This window comes from Clavibacter michiganensis (assembly GCF_002151125.1).
Classification (GTDB): Bacteria; Actinomycetota; Actinomycetes; order Actinomycetales; family Microbacteriaceae; genus Clavibacter; species Clavibacter michiganensis_C.
In genome coordinates this window covers 63,241-85,908 of sequence record NZ_MDJZ01000011.1, presented here as the reverse complement: position 1 = coordinate 85,908, position 22,668 = coordinate 63,241, and the positions used below count along the sequence as shown (strand labels likewise).

At 73.1% G+C, this 22,668-nt stretch carries 22 protein-coding genes and 1 tRNA gene; 11 read left to right on the top strand and 12 right to left on the bottom strand.

Annotation, left to right across the window (positions count from 1 at the left end):
• Positions 1–132: 132 nt before the first annotated feature.
• Positions 133–1,596, top strand: coding sequence for a hypothetical protein (locus BFL37_RS14640; protein WP_206601265.1), 1,464 nt, complete (start codon positions 133–135; stop codon positions 1,594–1,596).
• A gap of 200 nt (positions 1,597–1,796) precedes the next feature.
• The gene (locus BFL37_RS06175; RefSeq protein WP_086514383.1) at positions 1,797–2,561 is read left to right on the top strand and encodes an AfsR/SARP family transcriptional regulator; all 765 of its coding nucleotides are present in this window, start codon (positions 1,797–1,799) and stop codon (positions 2,559–2,561) included.
• A gap of 57 nt (positions 2,562–2,618) precedes the next feature.
• On the opposite strand, the gene BFL37_RS06170 is transcribed toward BFL37_RS06175, so the two are convergent.
• The 4 genes from BFL37_RS06170 to BFL37_RS06155 form a co-directional block, all read right to left on the bottom strand.
• On the bottom strand, positions 2,619–4,691 hold the full coding sequence (locus BFL37_RS06170; protein ID WP_086514272.1) for a prolyl oligopeptidase family serine peptidase: 2,073 nt from the start codon (positions 4,689–4,691) through the stop codon (positions 2,619–2,621).
• Positions 4,692–4,725: 34 nt separating this feature from the next.
• Positions 4,726–5,223 (bottom strand): HNH endonuclease, encoded by a 498-nt coding sequence (locus tag BFL37_RS06165; RefSeq protein ID WP_086514271.1) that lies wholly within the window; start codon positions 5,221–5,223, stop codon positions 4,726–4,728.
• A gap of 361 nt (positions 5,224–5,584) precedes the next feature.
• Entirely contained in the window at positions 5,585–6,424 is an 840-nt protein-coding gene (locus BFL37_RS06160) for a C40 family peptidase (protein ID WP_241533885.1), read from the bottom strand.
• A gap of 402 nt (positions 6,425–6,826) precedes the next feature.
• Positions 6,827–7,525 (bottom strand): metal-dependent transcriptional regulator, encoded by a 699-nt coding sequence (locus BFL37_RS06155; protein ID WP_086514269.1) that lies wholly within the window; start codon positions 7,523–7,525, stop codon positions 6,827–6,829.
• 109 nt (positions 7,526–7,634) lie between these two features.
• Between BFL37_RS06155 and serC the strand changes: the two genes are divergently transcribed.
• Positions 7,635–8,753: a phosphoserine transaminase gene (gene serC, locus BFL37_RS06150; RefSeq protein WP_086514268.1), complete on the top strand. Its 1,119-nt coding sequence runs from the start codon at positions 7,635–7,637 to the stop codon at positions 8,751–8,753.
• A gap of 73 nt (positions 8,754–8,826) precedes the next feature.
• Here serC and BFL37_RS06145 read toward each other — a convergent pair whose 3' ends face one another.
• Together BFL37_RS06145 and BFL37_RS06140 are read right to left on the bottom strand one after the other, a co-directional pair.
• Entirely contained in the window at positions 8,827–9,489 is a 663-nt protein-coding gene (locus tag BFL37_RS06145) for a DUF3027 domain-containing protein (protein ID WP_086514267.1), read from the bottom strand.
• Positions 9,482–9,865 (bottom strand): cold-shock protein, encoded by a 384-nt coding sequence (locus BFL37_RS06140; RefSeq protein WP_086514266.1) that lies wholly within the window; start codon positions 9,863–9,865, stop codon positions 9,482–9,484. The genes BFL37_RS06145 and BFL37_RS06140 overlap by 8 nt, the downstream gene beginning before the upstream one ends.
• Before the next feature lie 156 nt (positions 9,866–10,021).
• On the opposite strand from BFL37_RS06140, the gene BFL37_RS06135 reads away from it, so the two are divergent.
• From BFL37_RS06135 to BFL37_RS06110, 6 genes are all read left to right on the top strand, one after another.
• Positions 10,022–10,291, top strand: coding sequence for a hypothetical protein (locus tag BFL37_RS06135; RefSeq protein ID WP_086514265.1), 270 nt, complete (start codon positions 10,022–10,024; stop codon positions 10,289–10,291).
• A gap of 10 nt (positions 10,292–10,301) precedes the next feature.
• Positions 10,302–12,188 carry a helicase-associated domain-containing protein gene (locus BFL37_RS06130; protein ID WP_086514264.1) on the top strand — a complete coding sequence of 629 codons (1,887 nt, stop codon included), beginning with the start codon at positions 10,302–10,304 and terminating at the stop codon, positions 12,186–12,188.
• Between the two features lie 20 nt (positions 12,189–12,208).
• On the top strand, positions 12,209–13,861 hold the full coding sequence (locus BFL37_RS06125; RefSeq protein WP_086514263.1) for a DNA repair helicase XPB: 1,653 nt from the start codon (positions 12,209–12,211) through the stop codon (positions 13,859–13,861).
• 85 nt (positions 13,862–13,946) lie between these two features.
• Positions 13,947–14,639: a response regulator transcription factor gene (locus tag BFL37_RS06120; RefSeq protein ID WP_012039163.1), complete on the top strand. Its 693-nt coding sequence runs from the start codon at positions 13,947–13,949 to the stop codon at positions 14,637–14,639.
• Between the two features lie 123 nt (positions 14,640–14,762).
• Positions 14,763–16,520: a sensor histidine kinase gene (locus BFL37_RS06115; protein WP_086514262.1), complete on the top strand. Its 1,758-nt coding sequence runs from the start codon at positions 14,763–14,765 to the stop codon at positions 16,518–16,520.
• 47 nt (positions 16,521–16,567) lie between these two features.
• Positions 16,568–16,858 (top strand): WXG100 family type VII secretion target, encoded by a 291-nt coding sequence (locus BFL37_RS06110; RefSeq protein ID WP_015491075.1) that lies wholly within the window; start codon positions 16,568–16,570, stop codon positions 16,856–16,858.
• A gap of 132 nt (positions 16,859–16,990) precedes the next feature.
• Here the strand turns inward: BFL37_RS06110 and groL are convergent, their stop codons facing one another.
• The 4 genes from groL to BFL37_RS06090 form a co-directional block, all read right to left on the bottom strand.
• Complete coding sequence (gene groL, locus BFL37_RS06105) at positions 16,991–18,610, bottom strand: chaperonin GroEL (RefSeq protein WP_086514261.1); 1,620 nt, start codon at positions 18,608–18,610, stop codon at positions 16,991–16,993.
• Positions 18,611–18,802: 192 nt separating this feature from the next.
• A complete protein-coding gene (locus tag BFL37_RS06100; RefSeq protein ID WP_012039167.1) occupies positions 18,803–19,021 on the bottom strand; it encodes a cold-shock protein in 219 nt (72 codons plus the stop codon).
• A 220-nt stretch (positions 19,022–19,241) separates the two neighbouring features.
• A complete protein-coding gene (locus BFL37_RS06095; RefSeq protein ID WP_086514260.1) occupies positions 19,242–19,814 on the bottom strand; it encodes a LytR C-terminal domain-containing protein in 573 nt (190 codons plus the stop codon).
• Between the two features lie 33 nt (positions 19,815–19,847).
• Positions 19,848–20,177 carry a DUF3263 domain-containing protein gene (locus BFL37_RS06090; protein WP_086514259.1) on the bottom strand — a complete coding sequence of 110 codons (330 nt, stop codon included), beginning with the start codon at positions 20,175–20,177 and terminating at the stop codon, positions 19,848–19,850.
• Positions 20,178–20,414: 237 nt separating this feature from the next.
• Here BFL37_RS06090 and msrB point away from each other — a divergent pair, with 237 nt between their 5' ends.
• Both msrB and BFL37_RS06080 read left to right on the top strand, forming a co-directional pair.
• A complete protein-coding gene (gene msrB, locus BFL37_RS06085) occupies positions 20,415–20,816 on the top strand; it encodes a peptide-methionine (R)-S-oxide reductase MsrB (protein ID WP_012039170.1) in 402 nt (133 codons plus the stop codon).
• Between the two features lie 5 nt (positions 20,817–20,821).
• On the top strand, positions 20,822–21,424 hold the full coding sequence (locus tag BFL37_RS06080; RefSeq protein WP_172403757.1) for a nitroreductase family protein: 603 nt from the start codon (positions 20,822–20,824) through the stop codon (positions 21,422–21,424).
• Between the two features lie 51 nt (positions 21,425–21,475).
• On the opposite strand, the gene BFL37_RS06075 is transcribed toward BFL37_RS06080, so the two are convergent.
• Together BFL37_RS06075 and BFL37_RS06070 are read right to left on the bottom strand one after the other, a co-directional pair.
• Positions 21,476–21,548: transfer RNA gene (locus BFL37_RS06075), tRNA-Thr, on the bottom strand.
• 41 nt (positions 21,549–21,589) lie between these two features.
• Positions 21,590–22,507, bottom strand: coding sequence for a DsbA family protein (locus BFL37_RS06070; RefSeq protein WP_086514258.1), 918 nt, complete (start codon positions 22,505–22,507; stop codon positions 21,590–21,592).
• Positions 22,508–22,668 lie beyond the last annotated feature (161 nt).

Genomic DNA, 22,668 nt, shown 5'->3' with positions numbered 1-22,668 from the left:
CGTAATGAATTCAGCAGCCCCGGAATATCGGCGTCGGGAGGGCGCGCCGCGCCGCGTGTCACGCGCACGTCACGCGCACGTCGCGACCCGGTCGCGAGGCCGAGAGCACGCTTGCCGCGAACAAGGAGCATCGTGCCGAAACACCTCGCATCACCCGGGACCGCAATTCCCGCTCGCCGTCCCCGCCGCCCCCTCCGCGGGCGCTTCCTCGCATCGGCGGGTGCCGCGCTCATCGCGCTGGTGGCCGTCGTCGGCATGACCGGGCAGACGCAGTCCGCATCCGCCGCCGTCTCCCTCGAGACCGCATCGCAGTGCAACTCCGTGCCCACCGGCGCGGGCGTGGAGGTGCGATGCGACGTCACCGTCGTCAACGACATCGACCTCGCCACGCAGGTCGGCTCCTCCACCGTCACCACCACCGTGTGCCAGGGCGCCGCGGGTGCGCCGCTCTGCACCACCGACGTGTCCCAGCGCGACGGGATCATCGTCAACGCCGTCGAGCAGTGCAACGGCGTCGCCGCGGGTGGCAGCAACGTCATCTGCACCGTGGACATCACGAACAACATCGTCGGCGAGAGCACGAACACGGCCGCCACCGTGAACCAGTGCGTCGGCTCCGGCGAGGGCGGCGGCACGACAGCGTGCAACCCGGTCTCGAGCACCACGAATGCAGACGTCACCCAGTGCAACGGCTCGGGCAACGGCGGTGGCAGCACCGTCACGTGCACCGTCACCACGTCCTCCACCACCTCCTCCGCGCTCCAGGTGCCGGTGAACCAGTGCAACGGCTCTGCGGCCGCCGGCAGCATCGTGCAGTGCACCACCGCGATCCGGAACTTCGTGTCGCCCGCCGTCGAGCCGACGGAGGAGCCCACCGTCGCCCCGACCGACGAGCCCACGGCCGCCCCCACGGAGGAGCCCACCGTCGTGCCCACCGACGAGCCCACGGTCGCCCCGACCGTGACGCCCACGGATGAGCCCACGGTCGCCCCGACCGTGACGCCCACGGATGAGCCCACGATCGCCCCGACCGTCGAGCCCACCGTGGCCCCGACCGTCGAGCCCACCACGCCGGCACCTACCCCTACGGCCACGACGCCGGTCCCGACGCCCACCGCGCCCACCCCGACGGCGACCGTCCCCGTCCCGACGCCGACCGCGCCGACCCCGACGCCCACCGCGCCGATCCCCACGCCGACGGCGCCGACGCCCACTCCGACGGCTCCGACGCCGACCCCCACGGCCCCGACGCCGACGGCCACCGTGCCGATCCCGACGCCGACCGTCCCGACCCCCACGGCCACCGCCCCCACCCCGACGGCCACGGTCCCCGCGCCCACTCCGTCGGTCGGCACGCCGACCCCGACCGCGGGCACGCCGACCCCGACCGCGGGCACGCCGACGCCGACCGCCGGGACTCCCACCCCGACGAGCACCACCGCCGCCCCGTTCGTCCCCGGGGGCACGACGCCCGGCGGTTCGCTGCCGGTGACGGGATACGACCCCACGCCCATGATCGGCTGGGGCCTGGCGGCCCTCGTCCTGGGTGCGCTCGGGCTGGGATCCACCGCACGACGCAGGTCCGCGCAGCGGTAGCCGCCCCGCGGATCCCGTGACGGATCGCCCGACGACACGTCGTCGGGCGATCCGTCGTGCGTAGCCCCAAAAGCACATCCATGATGGGTTTTCTCCTCCCAGCGGATACGGTGGCCGCGACGGAGGTGCCGGATGCAGGAGCGGATTCGCGGCGGATCGCTCCGCTCGACGCGCCGTCCGCCCGCCCGCGGAGCACCGAGATGATCCGCGTCGACGTCCTCGGCGGCTTCCGCGTCGCGGGCCTCGGCACCGACTCCGCCTCGGATTCGCCCGGGCCCGATCCCACCGGCGCCACCCTCTCCGACGGCACCCGGCGGCTCATCGCCGCCCTCGCGATCCGCGCTCGCCCCGCCGACCGCGGCACCCTCGCCAGCCAGCTGTGGCCCGACGCGCTCGACGGCCGCGCCGCGTCGAGCCTCCGCTCCGCCATCGCCCGGCTCGGCGACGGCGGCCGGGAGATCGTCGACTCGGCGCCGGGCGGCCTCGTGCTGCACGACGCCGTCGCCGTGGACCTGCGGACGGCCCGCGCCACGGCCGCCCGCCTGCTCGAGCACCGAGCGGACCAGCCGGACGACGCCGACGTCTCGCCGGCCGCGGTCGCCCTCTTCAGCGCCAACCTCCTGCCCGACTGGTTCGACGCCTGGCTGGAGCCCGCGGCCGAGGAGTGGCGGCATCTGCGCGTCAACGCGCTCGAGGCCCAGTCCCAGGCGCTCCTCGGCCGCTCGCGGCTGCACGAGGCGGCGTCGGCGGCACGGCGGGCGATCGACGTGGATCCCCTCCGCGAGACCGCGCAGCGCTGCCTCATCGCCGTGCACGTCGCGGCCGGCAACCAGTCCGACGCCCTGCGCGCCTACGAGATCTACCGCGCCCGCCTCGACCGCGAGGTGGGCCTCGAGCCGACGGCGATGCTGACCGGCCTCGTGTCCGGGCTCCGACCCCGCGCCGCCGCCCGGCGCGGGAGCTGACCGCCGCCGCGGACGCCCGTCGGTCAGCCGGCCCGGCGCCGGATCAGGCGCTCGCGGTCACGCGTCCGCGCCGACGCCGGCCAGCCGCTCCCACAGGAACGCGTGGATGAGCGACTGCAGCCGCGCCGTCGCGGGGTTGTCCGCGGATCCCCCGTGGCCGCCCGCCGTGTTCTCGAAGTACCAGGCGTCCTCGACCCCGGTCTCATGCAGCAGCGCGACCATCTTCCGCGCCTGCACCGGCCCGACCCGGTCGTCGCTCGTCGCCGCGTAGACGAGCGTGGGCGGGTACGCGATCCCGGCGCGGACGTTGTGGTACGGCGAGAAGGTGCGGATGAAGTCCCAGTCCGACGGCACGTCCGGGTCCCCGTACTCGGCGATCCACGACGCACCCGCGGACAGCCGCGTGTACCGCCGCATGTCGAGCAGCGGGACCCCGCAGATCACGGCGCCGAACAGCTCCGGGTAGGTCGTGAGCATGTTGCCGACGAGCAGGCCGCCGTTGCTCCGACCCTCGCAGCCGAGGCGCGCGGGCACGGTGACGCCGCGCGTCACGAGGTCGCGCGCGACGGCCGCGAAGTCCTCGTAGGCGCGGTGGCGGTCCTGGCGCAGCGCCGCGCGGTGCCACGCGGGCCCGTACTCGCCGCCGCCGCGGATGTTGGCCAGCACGAAGACGCCACCCCGCGCGAGCCAGCCGCGGCCGATGACGCCGCTGTACGACGGCAGGCGGCTGTTCTCGAAGCCGCCGTAGCCGGAGAGCAGCGTGGGGGCGGATCCGTCGAGCGGCAGACCCTTCGCCCCCACCTGGAAGTACGGCACGCGCGTCCCGTCATCCGACACGGCGAAGTGCTGCTGGACCTCGAGACCGTCGGCGTCGAACGAGGCCGGCTGCTCCTTGACGGGCCGCGGGGCGCCCTCGCCCACGACGCCGTGCAGCAGCGTCGGCGGCGTCAGGAACCCGGTGACCGCGAGCCAGTACTCGTCGGTCTCGCGGTCGGTCGCGACGACCGAGACGGACGCGAGCGGCGTCCCGACCCGCACGTCCTCCTCGCGCCAGCCTCCCGAGCCGTCGGCGGTGGGCGGCGTCAGGACGCGGATCCGGCTGGCCACGTCCTCCAGGAGCGTCACGACGAGGTGATGCGCGGTCCAGGCCCAGTCCTCGAGGCTCCGCGACGAGGTCGGCGCGAACAGCACGGCCAGCTCACGGGATCCGGCGAGGAAGTCGTCGAGGCGCGCCGCCAGCAGCGAGCCGCCCGCGTGCACGACGCCGCCGATCTCCGTATCGGTGCGCGGCCGCAGCACGAGCCACTCGCGGTGCAGGTCGACGTCCACGTCCTCGGGGACGTCGATCGGCACGGTCCCCGCGTCCGTCAGCAGGAGCGTGCGCGAAGTGAAGAAGTCGGGCACCTCGCGCACGACGTCGCGCTCGAAGCCGGGCGTGGGGTCGTGCGTCACGTGGACGAGCATGTCGGTGGCGTCCACCGCGTGCACCTCCGGGGCCTCGGCGAGCGCCTGCCCGCGGCTCCAGCGGCGCGCCGTCCGGGCGTAGGAGCTCTCCGTGAGGCTGCCGGGCCCGAAGTCGCTGCCGACGAAGACGGTGTCCCGGTCGATCCACGACACCATCGTCTTCGCGACCGGCACCTCGAAGCCGCCCTCGACGAAGAGCCCGGTGGCGAGGTCCAGCTCCCGGACGGCGACCGCGTCCCCGCCGTCGGGCGACAGCGACACGAGCGCCCGGTCGCGCGTCGGGAACAGAAGCTGCGCCCGCGAGAACTGCCACGGGATCCCCTCGGCCTCGGCCAGCGCGTCCAGGTCGAGCAGCACCTCCCACTCGGGCGCGGGTGCCTCGTACTCGTCGAGCGTGGTGCGCCGCCAGAGGCCCTGCACGTGCTCGGCATCGCGCCAGAGGTTGTAGAGGTGCTCGCCGTGCCGGGCCACGTACGGGATCCGCTCGTCCGACTCCAGCACCTCGAGCAGCTCGCCCGTCAGGCCGGCGCGGGACTCCTCGGGCGATCGGCCGAGCGTCCGCTCGTTCTCCGCGCGCACCCACGCGAGGGCCCGGTCGCCGTGGATCTCCTCCAGCCAGAGGAACGGGTCGTCGGGGGTCGGGGATTCGCGAGCGTCGGCGGTCATCCCCTCAGCCTACGGAGGCGCGAGGGCGGCGTGATCAGGCCGCAGGAGCCAGGAACTCGTCCCACCCGGGCGCCGGCCGCTCCATGCCGCTGACGACCCAGCCGCTCCCCTGCGGCGGGCGGGGAGGCGTGCGGAGCGTCCAGCCCATCTCCTCGGGCGTGCGATCGCTCTTGCGGTTGTTGCACGACAGGCAGCAGGCCACCAGGTTCTCCCACGTGTCCTTGCCGCCTCGGGAGCGCGGCAGCACGTGGTCGATGGTCGTGGCGTTGCGGGCGCAGTACGCGCACCGTCCGCCGTCGCGCCGCAGCACCCCGCGGCGCGACACGGGCACGCGACGCGCGTGCGGGATCCGCACGTACCGCGTGAGCAGGATCACGGAGGGGCGCCCCCATGCACCGCCGTTGCCGAGGATCGGGTGCTCCTCGTCCTGGGCGAGCATGGTGGCCTTGCCGCTCAGCACGAGCACCAGGGCCCGCTTGAACGACACGACGGCGAGCGGCTCGAAGCCCGCGTTGAGTACCAGTGTGCGCACGACATCCCTCTCAGACCGGCCTGGACGGCTTCCAGGAATCCGAATGAGGCGCCCCGCCCCCGGGAACACGCGAAGGCACCGCCGAGTGCTCGGCGATGCCTTCTAGGAGAGCGGGTGACCGCTCGGGTGGACCAGGTGGATGCCCACCCGGGGATGGTGCCGATGTCCGTGGCGCACGTGCGCATCCATGGTGCGGATGTCAGGTGCGGTGGTCATCGGGGCTCCCGGGCGGGTCGAGGGACGTCTCACCGGACAGGGTAACCCGCCGACCCTCGTTTGTCTCGGGGAACGCAGGAGGCCGGCGGCGCATCCCACAGGATGCGTGCCGCCGGCCTCCCGGGGTGTCGTCGCGTGCCGGTCGTCAGCCGAGGAGGCGGACGAAGTGCACGTTGGTGCTCCAGATCGGGCGCTCCTTGACGTGGTCGCCGGGCTTCGGCGCGTCGATGAAGATGCCGTTTCCGGTGTAGATGCCGTCGTGGCTGAAGTCGTTCCACACCACGATGTCGCCGGGGCGGGCGTCCTCGCGGGAGACGACGGTGCCGGCGTTGTGCTGCGCGCGCACGGAGTGCGGCAGGTTCAGGCCGAACTGGGCGAAGACGTACTTGACGAGTCCCGAGCAGTCGAAGCCGGCCGGCGATCCGCCGCCGAAGACGTAGGGCACGCCGAGGTACTGGCGGGCCACGGCCGCGACGCCGCTGGCCGAGGTGCCCTGGTAGATCGGGTTCTGCGCGAGCTGTGTGGCGGACGCGCCCGTGTAGCTGACGGCCGTCGACGCGAGCTGCGTGCGACGCTGCTCGGCGAGGGCGGCGCGCTCGGCCTCGGCCCGCTGGGCGTTGAGGTCGGCGACGGAGGTGGCGGTGAAGCCCTCCTCCTCGACCGGCGCGGACGACGCGTTGTCGGCCGTGACGACCTGCGCGTTGGCGGCCGAGTAGTCCTGCAGCGAGGCGCCCTCCGCCGTGGAGGTGTGCTCGAGGGAGGATCCCGCCGCGTAGGCCGGGATGGCCATGACGCCGACGAGGCCGGTGACGAAGGTCATGACGACCGCGTTGGCGGCCTTCGTGCGGCGCGAGCGGCCGACGGGGGCCGGGCTCAGGCGCGGCGCGGGGGTCGCCAGGGTGCGGGTCGCGGAGTCGCGACGCGGACGGACGGCCTTGGCCTCCTCCGCGGCGCGGAGCTCGCGGCGAGTGGGCAGGCGATCCATCCCGGGTGCGGGCGGTCGAGTCGGGTCGGACGGGTTCCCGACGGAACCGCTGATGTCACCATGGGCCAAGTTGTCAACCTCCTGCGTCTCGACGCCGGACATGCTGGCGCCCCGTCCCTCCAAGGTCGTCGAGGGGTACTCGTGCAGGGGACGGGTGTCGAGACGCCCTGCACCGGGCCCGGAACCTCTGTGGTGGTCGGTCGGGCCTGTTCGAGAGTAAGGGACCGGCACCCGTTTGTCATCCTGAGGGACCATATTTCTAACGAATCCATAACGGAGGACGTCATCCTCGCGACGGATGCGGGACAGAACCCCCGGTGAGGGCGGCGCGCCCCTCCCGTGTGCCCAGTCCGGGGGTGGTCCTGGGGATCCGCCGACCGCCGGGGCCGGGGCGGGTCGGGATCAGCGCTCGATGAAGATGTGGCCGGCGACCTCGAGCGGGAGCTCGAGACCCGGGCCCGCGCCCTCCACGCGCACCAGGACGTACGCGCCCTCACGGGAGAAGGACCCGGTCGCGCCCGGCAGCACGCCGGCCTGCTTGAGCTGGGAGAGGAGCTCCGGGTCGAACTGCACGGGCTCGCCCAGCCGGCGGATCACGCCGCGCGCGGGGGCGTCCTCCGTCGTGCCGAGCGAGGCCTCGACGATGCTGACGACGCCGGCCATGAAGGCGACGGCGGGCGAGTCGCCCAGCTCGTCGAGCCCGGGGATCGGGTTGCCGTACGGCGACTCCGTGGGGTGGCCGAGGAGGTCGAGGATCTTGCGCTCCACCTGCTCGCTCATGACGTGCTCCCAGCGGCAGGCCTCGTCGTGGACGAACTCCCACTCGAGGCCGATGACGTCGCTGAGGAGGCGCTCGGCGAGACGGTGCTTGCGCATAACGTGCACGGCCTTGCTGCGCCCCTCGGGCGTGAGCTCCAGGTGGCGGTCGCCGCTGACGATCACGAGGCCGTCGCGCTCCATGCGCGCCACCGTCTGCGAGACGGTGGGACCCGAGTGCCCGAGGCGCTCCGAGATGCGCGCACGCAGGGGCACGATGGCCTCCTCCTCGAGGTCGAGGATGGTGCGGAGGTACATCTCCGTCGTGTCCACGAGATCAGTCATCGGGCCTCCCTTGCGCCAGGGACCAGCCTACTTCCCCGGGTGCCGGATGACCGGCGCGGGGGCGCGGGGCGGCCCGGGTCGGCCGAGGACGTTCCCCTACCATTGCCGCATGCCGACGACGAAGATCCCCACCGAACTGCTGCCCCTCGACGGACGATTCGGCTGCGGGCCGTCAAAGGTCCGGCAGGCGCAGCTCGACCACCTCGCGCTCGCGGGCGCGCAGATCCTCGGCACGTCCCACCGCCAGGCGCCCGTGAAGGACATGGTCGGGCGCGTCCGCGACGGGCTCTCCCGGCTCTTCCGTCTGCCCGACGGCTACGAGGTCGTGCTGGGCAACGGCGGATCCACCGCGTTCTGGGACGCGGCGGCCTTCTCCCTCATCGAGCGCCGCAGCCAGAACCTCGTGTTCGGCGAGTTCGGCGGCAAGTTCGCGAAGGCCGCCGCGGCGCCCTTCCTCGAGGCGCCCGACGTGATCCGCGCCGAGCCGGGCAGCCGCGCCTCCGCGAACCCGCTCGAGGGCGTCGACGTGTACGCGTGGCCGCACAACGAGACCTCGACGGGCGTCATGGCGCCGGTCACGCGCGTGCACGGCGACGAGGGCGCGCTCACGGTGGTCGACGCGACGAGCGCGGCCGGCGGCATCGACTTCGACGCGGCCCAGGCCGACGTCTACTACTTCGCCCCGCAGAAGAACCTCGCGAGCGACGGCGGCATCTGGCTCGCGCTGTTCTCCCCCGCCGCCCTCGAGCGCGTCGAGCGCATCGCGGCGTCCGGCAGGTGGATCCCCGAGTTCCTGAGCCTCAAGAACGCCGTCGACAACTCGCGGCTGAACCAGACGCTGAACACCCCCGCGCTCGCGACGCTCCTCATGCTCGAGGACCAGATCGACTGGATCGAGCGCGCGGGCGGGCTCGCCTGGGCCGACGCCCGCACGCGCGAGTCGTCCTCCGTGCTCTACGAGTGGGCGGAGCGCGTGGAGTACGCGCGCCCGTTCGTCGCGGATCCGGCGCACCGCTCGCAGGTCGTCGTGACGATGGACCTCGACGACTCCATCGACGCGGCCTCCGTGGCGAGAACGCTGCGCGCCAACGGCGTGGTCGACACGGAGCCCTACCGGAAGCTCGGGCGCAACCAGCTGCGCGTCGCCACCTTCACGGCCATCGAGCCGGACGACGTGCGGGCGCTCGTGCGCTGCATCGAGTTCGTGGTGGAGCAGGGCGCGGGCTGATCCGGCCCCCATCCGAGACGACGACGGCGGCGGTCCCCTCGGGGGCCGCCGCCGTCGTCACGCGAGGGGCGGGTCAGCGATCGGCGCCGTCGAAGCTCGTGTCGTCGTCGTCGTCGTCGTCGTCTTCGTCGTCATCGTCGTCCGCCGTGTCCGCCTCGAAGTCCACGCCGTCGAGGACGTCGTCGGCGTCCTCGGCATCACCTGCGTCCTCCTCCGAGTCCTCGTCCTCGTCGTCGTCGTCGTCCTCGTCGTCGTCCTCGTCGGACTCCGCCGCGAGCCGCTCGGCCTCCTGGTCGGCCTCGATGCCGGCCAGGCGGTCGGACCACGGCAGCCACTCGGGCGAGAGCAGCGCGCCCTCGCCGGGCATCAGCTCGGCCTCCAGCACGGTGGGCGCGGCGTCGTCGACCCGGGCGAGCGTCACGTTCCAGAACCAGCCCGGGTAGCCGGGCATGGTGGTCGCGAAGAGGAGCGACAGCACGCGGTCGCCCTCGACGATCGACCCGGCCGGCTCGCCGACGGTCGAGGCCGGCGTGATCTCGAGCAGCGCGGCGCGCGCGAGGTCGACCGCCGCGAGGAGCTCGGCGTCGGGGACGGCCGGCTCGCTCGCCGGCGGGGTCTCCGCCGCGCCCTCGGCGGCCACCGCGGTCGCGTCCGGCCCCGTCGCGTCGACGGGCGCCACGTCCGCATCCGGCGTCGCGTCAGCGGTCACGGTCTCGTCGTCCCGGCGCTCAGGCATCGAGCTCCTCCGCGACGCGGCGCAGGAGCGCCGCGATCTTCCGGCCGTGGGCCTCGTCGGGATAGCGGCCGCGCTTGAGGCCGGTGCCGATCCCGTCGAGCACCTTCACGAGGTCCTCGACGATGACGGCCATGTCGTCGGCGGGCTTGCGGGACATGCGGGCGAGCGAGGGCGGGGCGTCGAGGATCCGCACGGAGAGGGCCTGCGCGCCGCGCTTGCCGTCCGCGATGCCGAACTCGAGGCGGGTGCCGGCCTTCACGCCGGCGACGCCCGAGGGCAGGGCCGACACGTGCAGGAAGACCTCCTGGCCGTCGTCCGAGCTGATGAACCCGAACCCCTTGTCCTCGTCGTAGAACTTCACCTTGCCGGTGGGCATGCGATCCTCTTCCCTCGCCCCGGAGGGGCTCGATGTGCTGGTGGGCGGTCCAGTCTATTCGCCGGGGCCCGCGCGACCCGGTGCCGACGACGCGCGACCGGCGGCCCTGCCCGCATGCCACACGCCCGGGCGCGTGCCACGGCGTAGTCTGAGCGGATGGCATCCGAGACCGCACCGAGCGAGGGACGGGCCGAGCGCATCCTCGCGTACATGCTGGCCGGCATCCTCCTGATCGCCGTGCTGAGCATCCTCGCGATCCTGATGGCGCCGCTCATCGCCGTCGACGCCTCGCAGTACAGCACCCCCGTGTGGCAGGTCATCCTGCTGCTCCCGGCCGTGGGGATCCCCATCGCCGCGCTCCTCTTCATCGCGATCCTCATCATCAGCGTCCGTCGCCGTCGTCGCATGGACGGCACGTCCCGCTAGCGGGACGACCATGACCGACGCCCTCGCGCTCGCGGCCCGCCTCCGCGCGCTCGACGACGCATCGCTCGCCGCCCTGGTCCGCGACCGGGGCATCGACGCCGTGCGCGTCGCCGACCTCTTCGACCTCGCGGACGCGCTGCTGGCCCCCGACGCCGTGGCCCGGGCCCTCGAGCAGCTCGACCGCACCGCGCTGGCGGTGCTCGCGGTCGCCGCCGAGGCGGGGGCGACCTCCCGGCGCATCCCCCTGGACGACCTGCGCGCCGCGCTCTCCCTCCGCTCCGGCGAGGAGCCGCTCGACCCCGGGGAGCTGGCGGACGCCGCCGGCCGGGCGGCTGACACGCTCCTCGCCGTGGTCGACGAGGCGGGGCTCTCGACGCATCCGGAGGTCGCCGCAGCCCTCGCGGCGTGGCCCGACGCCGGACTCCCCGACACGGACGAGCTGGCGCGCCTCGCCCCTCCCGCCCCGCTCGCCGCCGTCCCCCGCGTCGATCCCGCCGAGGTCGACCGACGAGCGGGCGAGAGCGCCTTCCGATCGGTCGTCGCCGTGTCCTCGCTCGTCGACGAGCTGATCCGGGAACCGGCGCGCGAGCTGAGCCGCGGCGGCATGTCCCTGCCCGACGCCCGTCGCCTGGCGGGGGCGCTCGGCGCGGACGTGGACGACGTCCCGATCGTCCTCTCCCTCGCGGAGCGCGCCGGGCTCGTGACCCGGTCCGGCCGCACCTGGTCGGCCGCGACGGCCTCCGCCGCCTGGTCCGGGCTGCCGACCGCCGAGCGCTGGGAGAGCCTCGCCGCGGCCTGGCTGGATGCGCTGGCTCCCGCGACCCGGGGCATCCTCGCCGAGCGCGCCGACGCGTCGTGGGGCGCGGGGCTCGTCGACAGCGTCCTCTGGCGCTTCCCGGGCGGGTCCGCGTGGATCGGCGACCGCATCACCGCCTTCACGCGCGACGCCGGCCTCCTCGGCATCACGACGGGCGACGTCCCGAGCTCCGCGGGGCGCGCGCTCCTCACCGCGGGATCCGGCGCCGCGGCCTCCGCGCTCGCGCCGCACCTCCCCGCCGAGGTCGACCGGGTCTACCTGCAGCACGACCTCACGGTCGTCTCCCCGGGACCCCTCGACCCCGCGGTCGAGTCGCGCCTCCTCGCCGTCGCCGACGCGGAGGGCAGGGGCCTCGCCGCGAGCTACCGGATCTCCGCGGGATCCGTCACGCGCGCCCTCGCGTCGGGCGACACGACCGACGGCATCCGCTCCTTCCTCGCGGACATCTCGCTGACCGGCATCCCGCAGCCCCTCGACTACCTCATCGACGAGACCGCCGCGCGGTTCGGCCGCCTCCGCGTCCGCCCGGCGTCACCCGACGACGCGGTGCCCGACGCCCGGACCGCCGTCGTCTCCGACGACGCGGCGCTCCTCGCCACCCTCCTCGTCGACCGCGACCTCGCGCCGCTGCGGCTCGTCCGCGCGGGCGACGCGGTGCTCACGTCGGCGGCATCCCCCGAGGCCGTCGAGCGCGTGCTCGCGGGCGCCCGGCTCGGCCCGGTCCGCGAGGACGCCGAGGGCCGCCGCATCGCGCCCGCCCCGCGCACCGCCCCGGCGCAGGCGCCGCACGCGGATCCGGACCCCGACGCGGCCGACGCCCTCGTGGCCCGCGTCCGCGCGGCCGACGGCCCCGACGACGGCGCCGCGTGGACGACCCGGCAGCTGGAGGTCGCGATCCGCGCCAAGGCCGCGCTGCACGTCCGCGTCCGCATGCCGGACGGCCGCGAGGTGGATCACGTGCTCGAGCCGTCCAGCGTGGCCGGCGGCCGCCTGCGCGCCCGCGACCGCGTCGCCGACGTCGAGCGCACCCTGCCCCTGTCGAGCATCGTCGCCGTCTCCCCCGCGCCGGCGACCGCGTGACCGCGCCTAGGCTGGCGGGCATGCCCGACGGCCCCCTCATCGTCCAGAGCGACCGCACCGTCCTCCTCGAGGTGGCCCACGCGGACGCGGAGGACGCGCGCCACGACCTCGCCGTCTTCGCCGAGCTGGAGCGCGCGCCCGAGCACATCCACACCTACCGGATCACCCGGCTCGGCCTCTGGAACGCGCGCGCCGCGGGCCACACGGCCGAGGACATGCTCGCCACCCTCGAGCGCTACTCCCGGTTCCCGGTGCCGCAGTCGGTGGCCGTGGACGTGACGGACACCGTCGGCCGCTACGGCCGCCTCGTCATCGGACGCGACGCCGACGGCGAGCTGCAGATCTCGAGCACGGAGTCCGCCGTGCTCTCGGAGGTGGCGAGCTCGCGTCGCATCGCGCCGCTGCTCGTCGAGCGCGTGGACGCGACGACCTACCGGGTCCAGGCCTGGGCGCGCGGCCAGCTCAAGCAGGAGCTCGTGAAGATCGGCTGGCCCGCCGAGGACCTGGCCGGCTACACGCCCGGCACGCCCCACGACATGGCGCTCGTGGAGGACGGCTGGGCGCTGCGCGACTACCAGTCCGACGCGGTCGACCACTTCCTCGACGGCGGATCCGGCGTGGTCGTCCTCCCGTGCGGCGCCGGCAAGACGCTCGTGGGCGCCGCCGCCATGGCGCGGGCCAAGACGACGACGCTGATCCTCGTGACGAACACCGTGTCCGCCCGGCAGTGGCGCACCGAGCTGCTGAAGCGCACCACGCTGACCGATGACGAGATCGGCGAGTACTCGGGCCAGTCCCGCGAGGTCAAGCCCGTGACCATCGCGACCTACCAGATCCTCACCGCCAAGAGGAAGGGCGAGTACGCCCATCTGGCGCTCCTCGACGCGCTCGACTGGGGCCTCGTCGTCTACGACGAGGTGCACCTGCTGCCCGCGCCCGTATTCAAGCTGACCGCGGACCTCCAGGCCCGCCGTCGCCTCGGCCTCACCGCCACCCTCGTGCGCGAGGACGGCCGAGAGGGCGACGTCTTCAGCCTCATCGGGCCCAAGCGGTTCGACGCGCCGTGGAAGGAGATCGAGGCGCAGGGCTTCATCTCCCCCGCCGAGTGCTTCGAGGTCCGCATCGACCTGCCCGACGACGACCGCCTCGTCTACGCCGCGGCCGCGGACGACGAGCGCTACCGCCTCGCCGCGACGGCTCCCGCCAAGCTCGACGTGACGCGCGCCCTGGTCGAGCGGCACCGCGGCGAGAGCATCCTCGTCATCGGGCAGTACCTCGAGCAGATCGACGAGTTGTCCGAGGCGCTCGGCGCTCCGAAGCTCACGGGCGCGACGCCCATCGCCGAGCGCGAACGGCTCTACCAGGCGTTCCGTGACGGCACCGAGAAGGTGCTCGTCGTGAGCAAGGTCGCGAACTTCTCCGTCGACCTGCCCGACGCCACCGTGGCGATCCAGGTGTCCGGCTCCTTCGGATCGCGGCAGGAGGAGGCCCAGCGCCTCGGCCGCCTACTCCGTCCCGAGGCCTCGGGCCTGTCGGCGAGCTTCTACACCCTCGTCTCCCGCGACACCGTCGACCAGGACTTCGCGCAGAACCGCCAGCGCTTCCTCGCGGAGCAGGGCTACGGCTACACGATCCTCGACGCGGCCGGCATCGCGGGCATCACGACGGGCTAGGCGCGTCCCTCCGGTCGGCGAGCCCGGATCCCGGAGTCGCGCCGCATCCAGGCGGCTCCCAGCGAGCGCGCAGATACTTCATCCCATGAGCGATGGCCCGAAGATCCTTATCGTCGATGACGAGCCCAACATCCGCGACCTGCTGACCACGAGCCTCCGGTTCGCCGGGTTCGCGGTGCGCGCCGTCGGCAACGGCGCCCAGGCCATCTCGGCCGTCCTCGAGGAGGAGCCGGACCTCATCATCCTCGACGTGATGCTGCCCGACATGAACGGCTTCGGCGTCACCAAGCGCCTCCGCGCCGCCGGCTACACCGCGCCGATCCTCTTCCTCACGGCGAAGGACGACACCGAGGACAAGATCACCGGCCTCACCGTCGGCGGCGACGACTACGTCACCAAGCCGTTCAGCCTCGACGAGATCGTCGCGCGCATCAAGGCCATCCTCCGCCGGACGATGCACGCCGACGAGGACGCGATCATCCGCGCGGGCGAGCTCACCATGGACCAGGACACGCACGAGGTCCTCGTCGGCGAGGAGCCCATCGAGCTGAGCCCCACCGAGTTCAAGCTGCTGCGCTACCTCATGCTCAACCCGAACCGCGTGCTGTCGAAGGCGCAGATCCTCGACCACGTGTGGGAGTACGACTTCAACGGCGACGCGGGCATCGTCGAGTCGTACATCTCCTACCTCCGCCGCAAGCTCGACCAGCACTCCTCGGAGCCCGTCATCCAGACCAAGCGCGGGTTCGGCTACATGCTCAAGGCCGCCAAGTCCTGATCCGCCGGGCCCGTTGGGACGGGCCCGCACCACCGGACGGCCGGACGCCCCTCGGGCGCCCGGCCGTCCGCACATGCTGGGTCGCATATCCTCGACCTCAGGTCAGCGAGACGGGAACACGAGGTGCGGCCAGTGCACGACTACGTGTCGGAGAAGTGGAACAACGTCTCCCTGCGCACCAAGATCACGAGCGTCACGGTGCTCCTGCTCCTGCTGGGACTCCTCGTCTCCGGCGCGGGCACCATGTACCTGCTGCGCCAGCAGATGGTCGGCCAGCTCGACGCGCAGCTGAAGGTCGCCGTGACGCAGCTCCCGAAGGTGCTGAACACGGATCCGAGCATGCCGGACACGTTCACGCGCAGCGACGTCGCCACGGCCGATCCGGCGTGGTTCGTGCTCCTGCTCGACGCGGACGGGGACGTCCTCGCCGACAACTGGACCGGTGACTCGGCCGAGCACCCCCGTGTGTTCGGGCTCGACCTCGCCCACGCATCCCAGATCAACAACGAGGTCGTCGCCTTCTCGGACAACTCCGGCCGCAAGGCGTGGCATGGCATCGTCCGCGTGTCGCAGAACGCCTCGCCGGACGCGACGGAGTACTCGACCCTCGTCGTCGCGCTCCCGCTCGACCAGGTCGACGACCTCGTCGCGACCTACATCGTCATCTTCGCGAGCTTCGGCCTCGCCGTGGTCGTGCTCGGCGCCGCGGTCACCCGCATGCTCGTGACGAGCACCTTCGGCCCGCTCCGCGAGGTCGAGCGCACGGCCGCCGCCATCGCCGGCGGCGACTTCGGCCAGCGCCTCGGCGGCGCCACCCCGAACACCGAGGTCGGGCGGCTCAACCGCTCCCTCAACATGATGCTGAGCCGGATCGACCGCGCGTTCGCCGACCGCGCGAAGACCATCGACCAGATGCGGCGGTTCGTCGGCGACGCCAGCCACGAGCTCCGCACGCCGCTGGTGTCGGTGCGCGGCTACGCCGAGCTCTACCGGATGGGCGCGCTGCAGACGCCCGAGGACGTCTCGCAGGCCATGGAGCGCATCGAGAAGGAGGCCATCCGGATGGGCGGTCTCGTGGAGGACCTCCTCGAGCTCGCGCGGCTCGACGAGACCAAGCCCTTGCAACTCGCGCCCGTCGACCTCTACCCCATCGCCCGCGACGCCGCCCTCGACGCGATGGCCTCCTCCCAGACCCGCACCGTGACGGCGCTCCCGCCCGTGCTCGTCAATCCGCTCGGCCCGGTCCTCGACGCCGACGGGCTCGAGGCGACCCAGGAGATGCCGACGGACCCGCCGCGGACCACCGGACCGGCGACGGGGAACGACGTGACAGGCCCCATCGCGTTCGCCGGCGCCACGCTGTCCCGGTTCCGAGCCCGCCGCCTGCGCCGCCCCGGCGACACGGCCGCGGACGCGCTCGCCCCTGCCCGCCCCGGCGAGGACGCGCCCGTCTCCGCCGAGGGCTTCGCCATGGTCCAGGCGGAGGAGAACAAGATCCGCCAGGTAGTGACGAACCTCATCGGCAACGCGGTGCGCTTCACGCCCGCGGGCAGCCCCATCGAGCTCGCCACCGTCGTGGACGAGAGCGCGCGGGAGGCGCGCATCGAGGTGCGCGACCATGGGGACGGCGTGCCCCCGCAGATCCGCGAGAAGATCTTCCAGCGCTTCTGGCGCGCCGACACGTCGCGCACCCGGGAGACCGGCGGCAGCGGGCTCGGCCTCGCCATCGTGTCCGCCATCGTCGCCGCGCACCGCGGCCGGGTCGATGTCGTCGAGACCGAGGGCGGCGGCGCCACCTTCCGCGTGATCCTGCCCCTCCTCCCCAGCTCCGAGGGTCCCTCGACGTCCACGCCCAGCGCTCCGGCCACCCCCGCGCCCTGATCGCCTGGGTAGCCTCCGCTCGTCCGACGACGAGAAGGAGGAGACGCATGACGAGGTACCAGGTGGACAGCGAGGCCGTCCTGTCGGCCACCGCGGCCGTCCAGGGCAGCATCGGCCGCATCCAGGCGGAGGTGGCGGGCCTGCACGGCCAGCTCGCCGACCTGCAGGGGTCGTGGTCCGGCAGCGCCGCGACCGCGTTCCAGGGAGTGGTCGCGGAGTGGAAGGGCACGCAGCAGCGCGTCGAGGAGGCGCTGGCGAGCATCAACCAGGCGCTGAGCTCGGCCGCACGTCAGTACGCGGAGGTGGAGGAGGGCAACGCCCGCATGTTCGCGCACTAGCTCGCCCACGGCGGCCGTCGGCCGGAGTGAGCGGGCCCCCGCACGACGAAGCGGGCGGCCCCGTGAGGGACCGCCCGCTTCGTCGTGCTGATCGTGCTGGTGGGCGGGGCGTCTCCGCCCCGCCCGATCGGACTAGAAGTCCATGCCACCCGTGGGGTCGCCGGCCGGGGCCGGGTTCTTCTCGGGCTTGTCGGCGACGACGGCCTCGGTCGTGAGGAACAGACCGGCGATGGACGCGGCGTTCAGCAGAGCCGAGCGCGTGACCTTCACCGGGTCGTTGATCCCCGCGGCGAGCATGTCGACGTACTCGCCCGTGGCGGCGTTGAGGCCGTGACCCGAGGGGAGGTTGCGGACGCGCTCGGCGACGACGCCGGGCTCGAGGCCCGCGTTGATCGCGATCTGCTTGAGCGGCGCGTCGACCGCGACGCGGACGATGTTCGCGCCCGTCGCCTCGTCGCCCTCGAGCTGGAGCTTGTCGAACGCGAGCTTGCCGGCCTGGATGAGGGCGACGCCACCACCGGCGACGATGCCCTCCTCGACGGCGGCCTTCGCGTTGCGGACGGCGTCCTCGATGCGGTGCTTGCGCTCCTTGAGCTCCACCTCGGTCGCGGCGCCGGCCTTGATGACGGCGACGCCGCCCGCGAGCTTGGCGAGGCGCTCCTGGAGCTTCTCGCGGTCGTAGTCGCTGTCCGTGTTCGCGATCTCGTTGCGGATCTGCTGCACGCGGGCCGCGATCTCGGTGGCGTCGCCGCCGCCGTCCACGATCGTGGTCTCGTCCTTGGTGATGACGACCTTGCGGGCCGTGCCGAGCAGGTCGAGGGTGACGTTCTCGAGCTTGAGGCCGACCTCCTCGGCGATGACCTGGCCACCGGAGAGGATGGCGATGTCCTGCAGCTGCGCCTTGCGACGGTCGCCGAAGCCGGGGGCCTTGACGGCGACCGACTTGAAGATGCCGCGGATCTTGTTCACGACGAGCGTGGCCAGGGCCTCGCCGTCGACGTCCTCCGCGATGATGAGGAGCTGCTTGCCCGACTGGATGACCTTGTCGACGATCGGCAGCAGGTCCTTGATGTTCGAGATCTTCGAGTTGACGATCAGGATGTACGCGTCCTCGAACACGGCCTCCTGGCGCTCGGGGTCCGTGACGAAGTACTGCGACAGGTAGCCCTTGTCGAAGCGCATGCCCTCGGTGAGCTCGAGCTCGGTGCCGAAGGTGTTGGACTCCTCGACGGTGACCACGCCCTCCTTGCCGACCTTGTCGATCGCCTCGGCGATGATGGCGCCGATGGTGGCGTCGCCGGCGGAGATGGACGCGGTGGCGGCGATCTCCTCCTTGGTCTCGATCTCCTTCGCGGCGGACTTGAGCTCCTCCGTGACGGCCGCGACGGCCTTCTCGATGCCGCGCTTGAGGCTGATGGGGTCGGCGCCCGCGGCGACGTTGCGGAGGCCCTCGCGGACCAGCGCCTGCGCGAGGACGGTCGCGGTGGTGGTGCCGTCACCGGCGACGTCGTCGGTCTTCTTGGCGACCTCCTTGACGAGCTCCGCGCCGATCTTCTCGAACGGGTCGTCGAGCTCGATCTCCTTGGCGATGGACACGCCGTCGTTCGTGATGGTGGGGGCGCCCCACTTCTTCTCGAGGACGACGTTGCGGCCACGCGGGCCGAGGGTCACGCGGACCGCGTCGGCCAGGATGTTCAGGCCGCGCTCGAGGCCGCGGCGGGCTTCTTCGTCAAAAGCGATGATCTTAGCCATGTGTATCTCTCGTCCCTCCCGGACGTCAGGAAAAAGGCAGTCGTCTAGCACTCCCCGTGAGGGAGTGCCAGGGACGATTCTGGCACTCGCCCTACGGGAGTGCAAGCGAGCCGCCCACAGGCGGGGACCCGACGGGAGCGCGGCGACGCCGCCGCCCGGGCGGGCGGCGGCGTCGGGGAGGTGGACGGCTCGCTAGGCCAGCGTCACGTTCTCCGCCTGCAGGCCCTTGGACCCCTGGCCGATCTCGAAGGCGACACGCTGGCCCTCCTCCAGGACCTTGTATCCGGACATCTCGATCGCCGAGTAGTGGACGAAGACATCCTGCTGGGCAGGACCGCCCTCGACGGCGTCCACGGTGATGAACCCGAACCCCTTCTCCCCGTTGAACCACTTCACGGTGCCGTTGGCCATGTGCTTCTCCATGTGCGAATGCGCGGTGTCGGGAGCGCGGTGCCGCCACCCCCGGGTCGACCGCGGAGCCCTGCATCGGCCCCGCGCCACGCCCCGGGACGTACGGCGCGCAGCACCTGGTACGCGACGGGCGTGCGACCAGGCAGCACCATAGACAGGGCAGCCGTCGCCTCGTCGCATCGATCCACGGGACGATCCGGTGGGCGGCCCCGGAGGCGGATCAGCCCTCGGCGGCGTAGTCCGAGCCGAGCACGGCCGTCAGCTTCGCAGCCTGGGCCGCCGAGGTGCCGGCCTGCGGCCGGAACTGGTCGGACTGCGCCACGTCGCCCACGCCCAGCGCCGCGACGAGGCCGCGGGCGGCGCCCTCGTCCGCGGCGTCGTAGTAGTAGACGGTGGTCGTGGTGATGTCGGTCGAGCTGGCGTTCAGGCGCGACGCGATGGCCCACCCCTCGTCCTGGAGCGTCGTCGCGGCCCGAGCGGAGAGACCCGAGGTCCTCGTGCCGTTCAGGACGGTGACGACCATGCCGGGGACGGCGGTGGGAGCGACGGTCGGCGCCTCGGACGGGGCCGCCTCCTCGGAGGACCCGCCGCTCGGGATGATGTCAGTGAACGAGACGCGGTCGTCGATGACGAAGAGGCCGACGACGCCGAGGCCGACGAGGAGGCCGGTCGCGAGGGCCGCCCAGGCGAAGGCGCGGAAGCGGTGGTGCCGCGGGCGGGGCGCACGGTGCGCGCCAACGCGGCTCAGGTCGCCGGGGACGTCGTCGAAGCGGTCGGGAGCGTGGGAGGGCATGCGGGTCTCGTGTCTCCTCGGTGGGGCGCGGGGTCAGCGTGCGGTCGGTCGGTGCGGGAGACCGGTGGGAAGGGCGCGGGCCGCACGGGCGGCGGCGCGCGTCTCGCGGAGGCGCAGGAGGCGCCCGACGAGCAGCGGGTCGTAGGCGAGGGCCTGACGGGTCTCGAGCAGGGATCCGAGCAGCTGGTAGTAGCGCGTGGCGGAGAGGCCGAAGGTCTGGCGGATGGCCTCCTCCTTCGCCCCGGCATGGCGCGTCCAGTCCCGCTCGAAGTCGAGCACCGCGCGGCCCAGCTCGTCGAGCTCGTCGACGGGTCGCGGCTCGGCGGCGGGAGCGGTCGCGGAGGGGGCATCGCGCTGGTCCACGGCATGCTCCTTCCCCGACATCCCCCACATACTAGGTGCGCCTCGCTGAGCGCCCCGCCCATGTGCCCGGGATGTCCGCGCGCCGCGGCGTACGGCAGGACGCCCGCTCGCATCCGGCGTCATCCCGGGCCGGATCGTCCCTCATATGAAGGAATCGACGGGGCGTCGAGGCGGTTGATGCTGGAGGCGCGCTGGGACGCCGCCCCTAGGATCGACCAGCGAGAAAGGACCCGCACCATGGCCTACGAGATCGAGAAGACCGACGACGAGTGGCGTCAGGAGCTCTCCCCTGAGGAGTACGCGGTGCTGCGCCAGCAGGCCACCGAGCGCCCCTGGACCGGGGAGCTGCTCGACGAGGAGCGCACGGGCGTCTACGGCTGCAAGGCCTGCGGCGCCGAGCTCTTCACGAGCGACACGAAGTTCGACTCCCACTGCGGATGGCCGAGCTTCTACGCGCCGAAGGAGAGCGACGCCGTCAAGCTGTACACCGACACGAGCCTCGGCATGAAGCGCGTCGAGGTCGTCTGCGCACGCTGCGGATCGCACCTCGGCCACGTGTTCGACGACGCGCCGCAGACCCCCACGGGCGACCGGTTCTGCATGAACTCGGTGTCCATGTCGTTCCGCACCGCGGAGTGACCGACGTGCCGCGGCATCGGGCGGGCGGCACCGCCGACCCGTCCGGGCCCGGCGCACCTGCGCCTGGCGGAGCCGTCCTGGAGGCGCTCCGGGGCCGACGGTCGCGCTCGTCCGTCGGCGACGCGGCCCCGACGCACGAGGAGCTCGTCCCGCTCGTCGCGGCGGCCTCCCGGCTCGCGGACCACGGGGGCCTGCGCCCGTGGCGGGTCGTCGAGATCCGCGGAGGCGCCCGCGACCGCCTCGGTGCCGCGATGGACGAGGCAGCGGGTGATCCCGGCTCGGGCAAGCACCGCAAGAAGACCCACCGCGCGAGCCTGCTCGTCGCCGTGGTCGCGTGCCGCACGCCGAGCCGCAAGGTCCCCGACTGGGAGCAGGAGGCGGTCGCCGCCGGCGTCGCCCATGCGCTCACGCTGCTCCTCGAGGAGCAGGGCTGGGGCGTGTTCTGGCGCACCGGCTCCCTGACCCGCAGCGACGCGGTGCGACGCATGCACGGCCTGGGCGACGGAGAGGACCTCCTCGGCTGGCTCTACGTCGGAGACGTCGCCGCCGATGACAAGGGGCCACGCTCGCCGGTCGACGGGGAGCGGATGATCACCGTCCTCGACTGAGGACGGACCCGGATGATCGCGGAGGTCGAGCGCACGGCCTGGGCGACGGAGAGCCGGCCACGGGACTCGAACCCGTAACCGCCGCATTACAAGTGCGGTGCGCTACCAATTGCGCCAGGCCGGCCGACCGCCCTCGCGGGCCGTCGATCCATCATAGGAGCCGCGCTACGGCGCCGTCGTCGGGGTCTCGGACGGCGCGGGCGTCGGGGTGGGCGTGGATGTCGCGTCCTGGCCGGCGGCCTGGAGCACGAACGCGGCGAACGCCTTCGCGTCGTCCGGCTGGCCGGTGTACTGGCGGTCGCCCACCACGATGATCGGCGCGCCCACCACCTTCTCGACGTTCGAGTCGGGGATGTCGCCGTCGAGGACGCGATCGGTCGCGGCGTTCACCCACGACTGGAACCGCTGCTCGGAGACGCACTCCGCGACGTCGGACGAGCCGGCACCCGCCTGCCCCGCGAGCTCGACGATGCGATCGTCGCTGAGGCCCGTGCTCTGCTCGGCCGGCTGCTCCGCGAAGAGCGCGGAGTTGAACGCCCAGAAGTCGTCCGGGGAGGAGTCGGCCACGCACGCGGCGGCGTTGGCCGCCCGCATCGAGTAGGCCTGCGACTTGCTGGTGAGGATGGCGACGGGGTGGATCTCGACGGTGGCGGCGCCCGACTGGAGCCAGCCCTCCATCTGCGCCCCGTTGGTGTCCTGGAACTCCTTGCACGCGGTGCAGAGGTAGTCGACGTAGACGCGGATGTGCGCGACACCGGCGGCCTGGGACCCGGTGGGGACCGGGGCCTGCTCGGGGTCGAGGGCCTCCGTGGGCGTCGCGGCGAGGTCCCTGCCGATGAGGATGCCGTCGCTCGCCATGTTCTGGGGGCCGGGTCCCGCGGGGCGTGCGCCCTGGACGACGACGAGCCCGACCACCACGACCACCGCGACGAGGGCGGCGACGATGCCGCCGCGGATGAGGTAGCGCCCCACCACGTCGCGGCGACGCTGCTTCATGCGGTTGAGGCGCGCCTTCTCGCGGGCTGCCTCGCGGCGCCGACGGTGACCGCCGTGCGGTTCGTGCGCGGGCGGCGTGCTGCTCATGGGTCCTCGCTCAGGAGATGGGGGAGTCGGGCGCGGGCGGGCTCCCGGACGACCTCAGGACTCTAGGCGGCCAGTCTGGGAAAGCGGTGACGCGGCCGGCGCGGGTGCTGCGCCGCAGGAGACGATACAGGCCCTCGACCCTCTGTCCCCAGGCGGGGAAT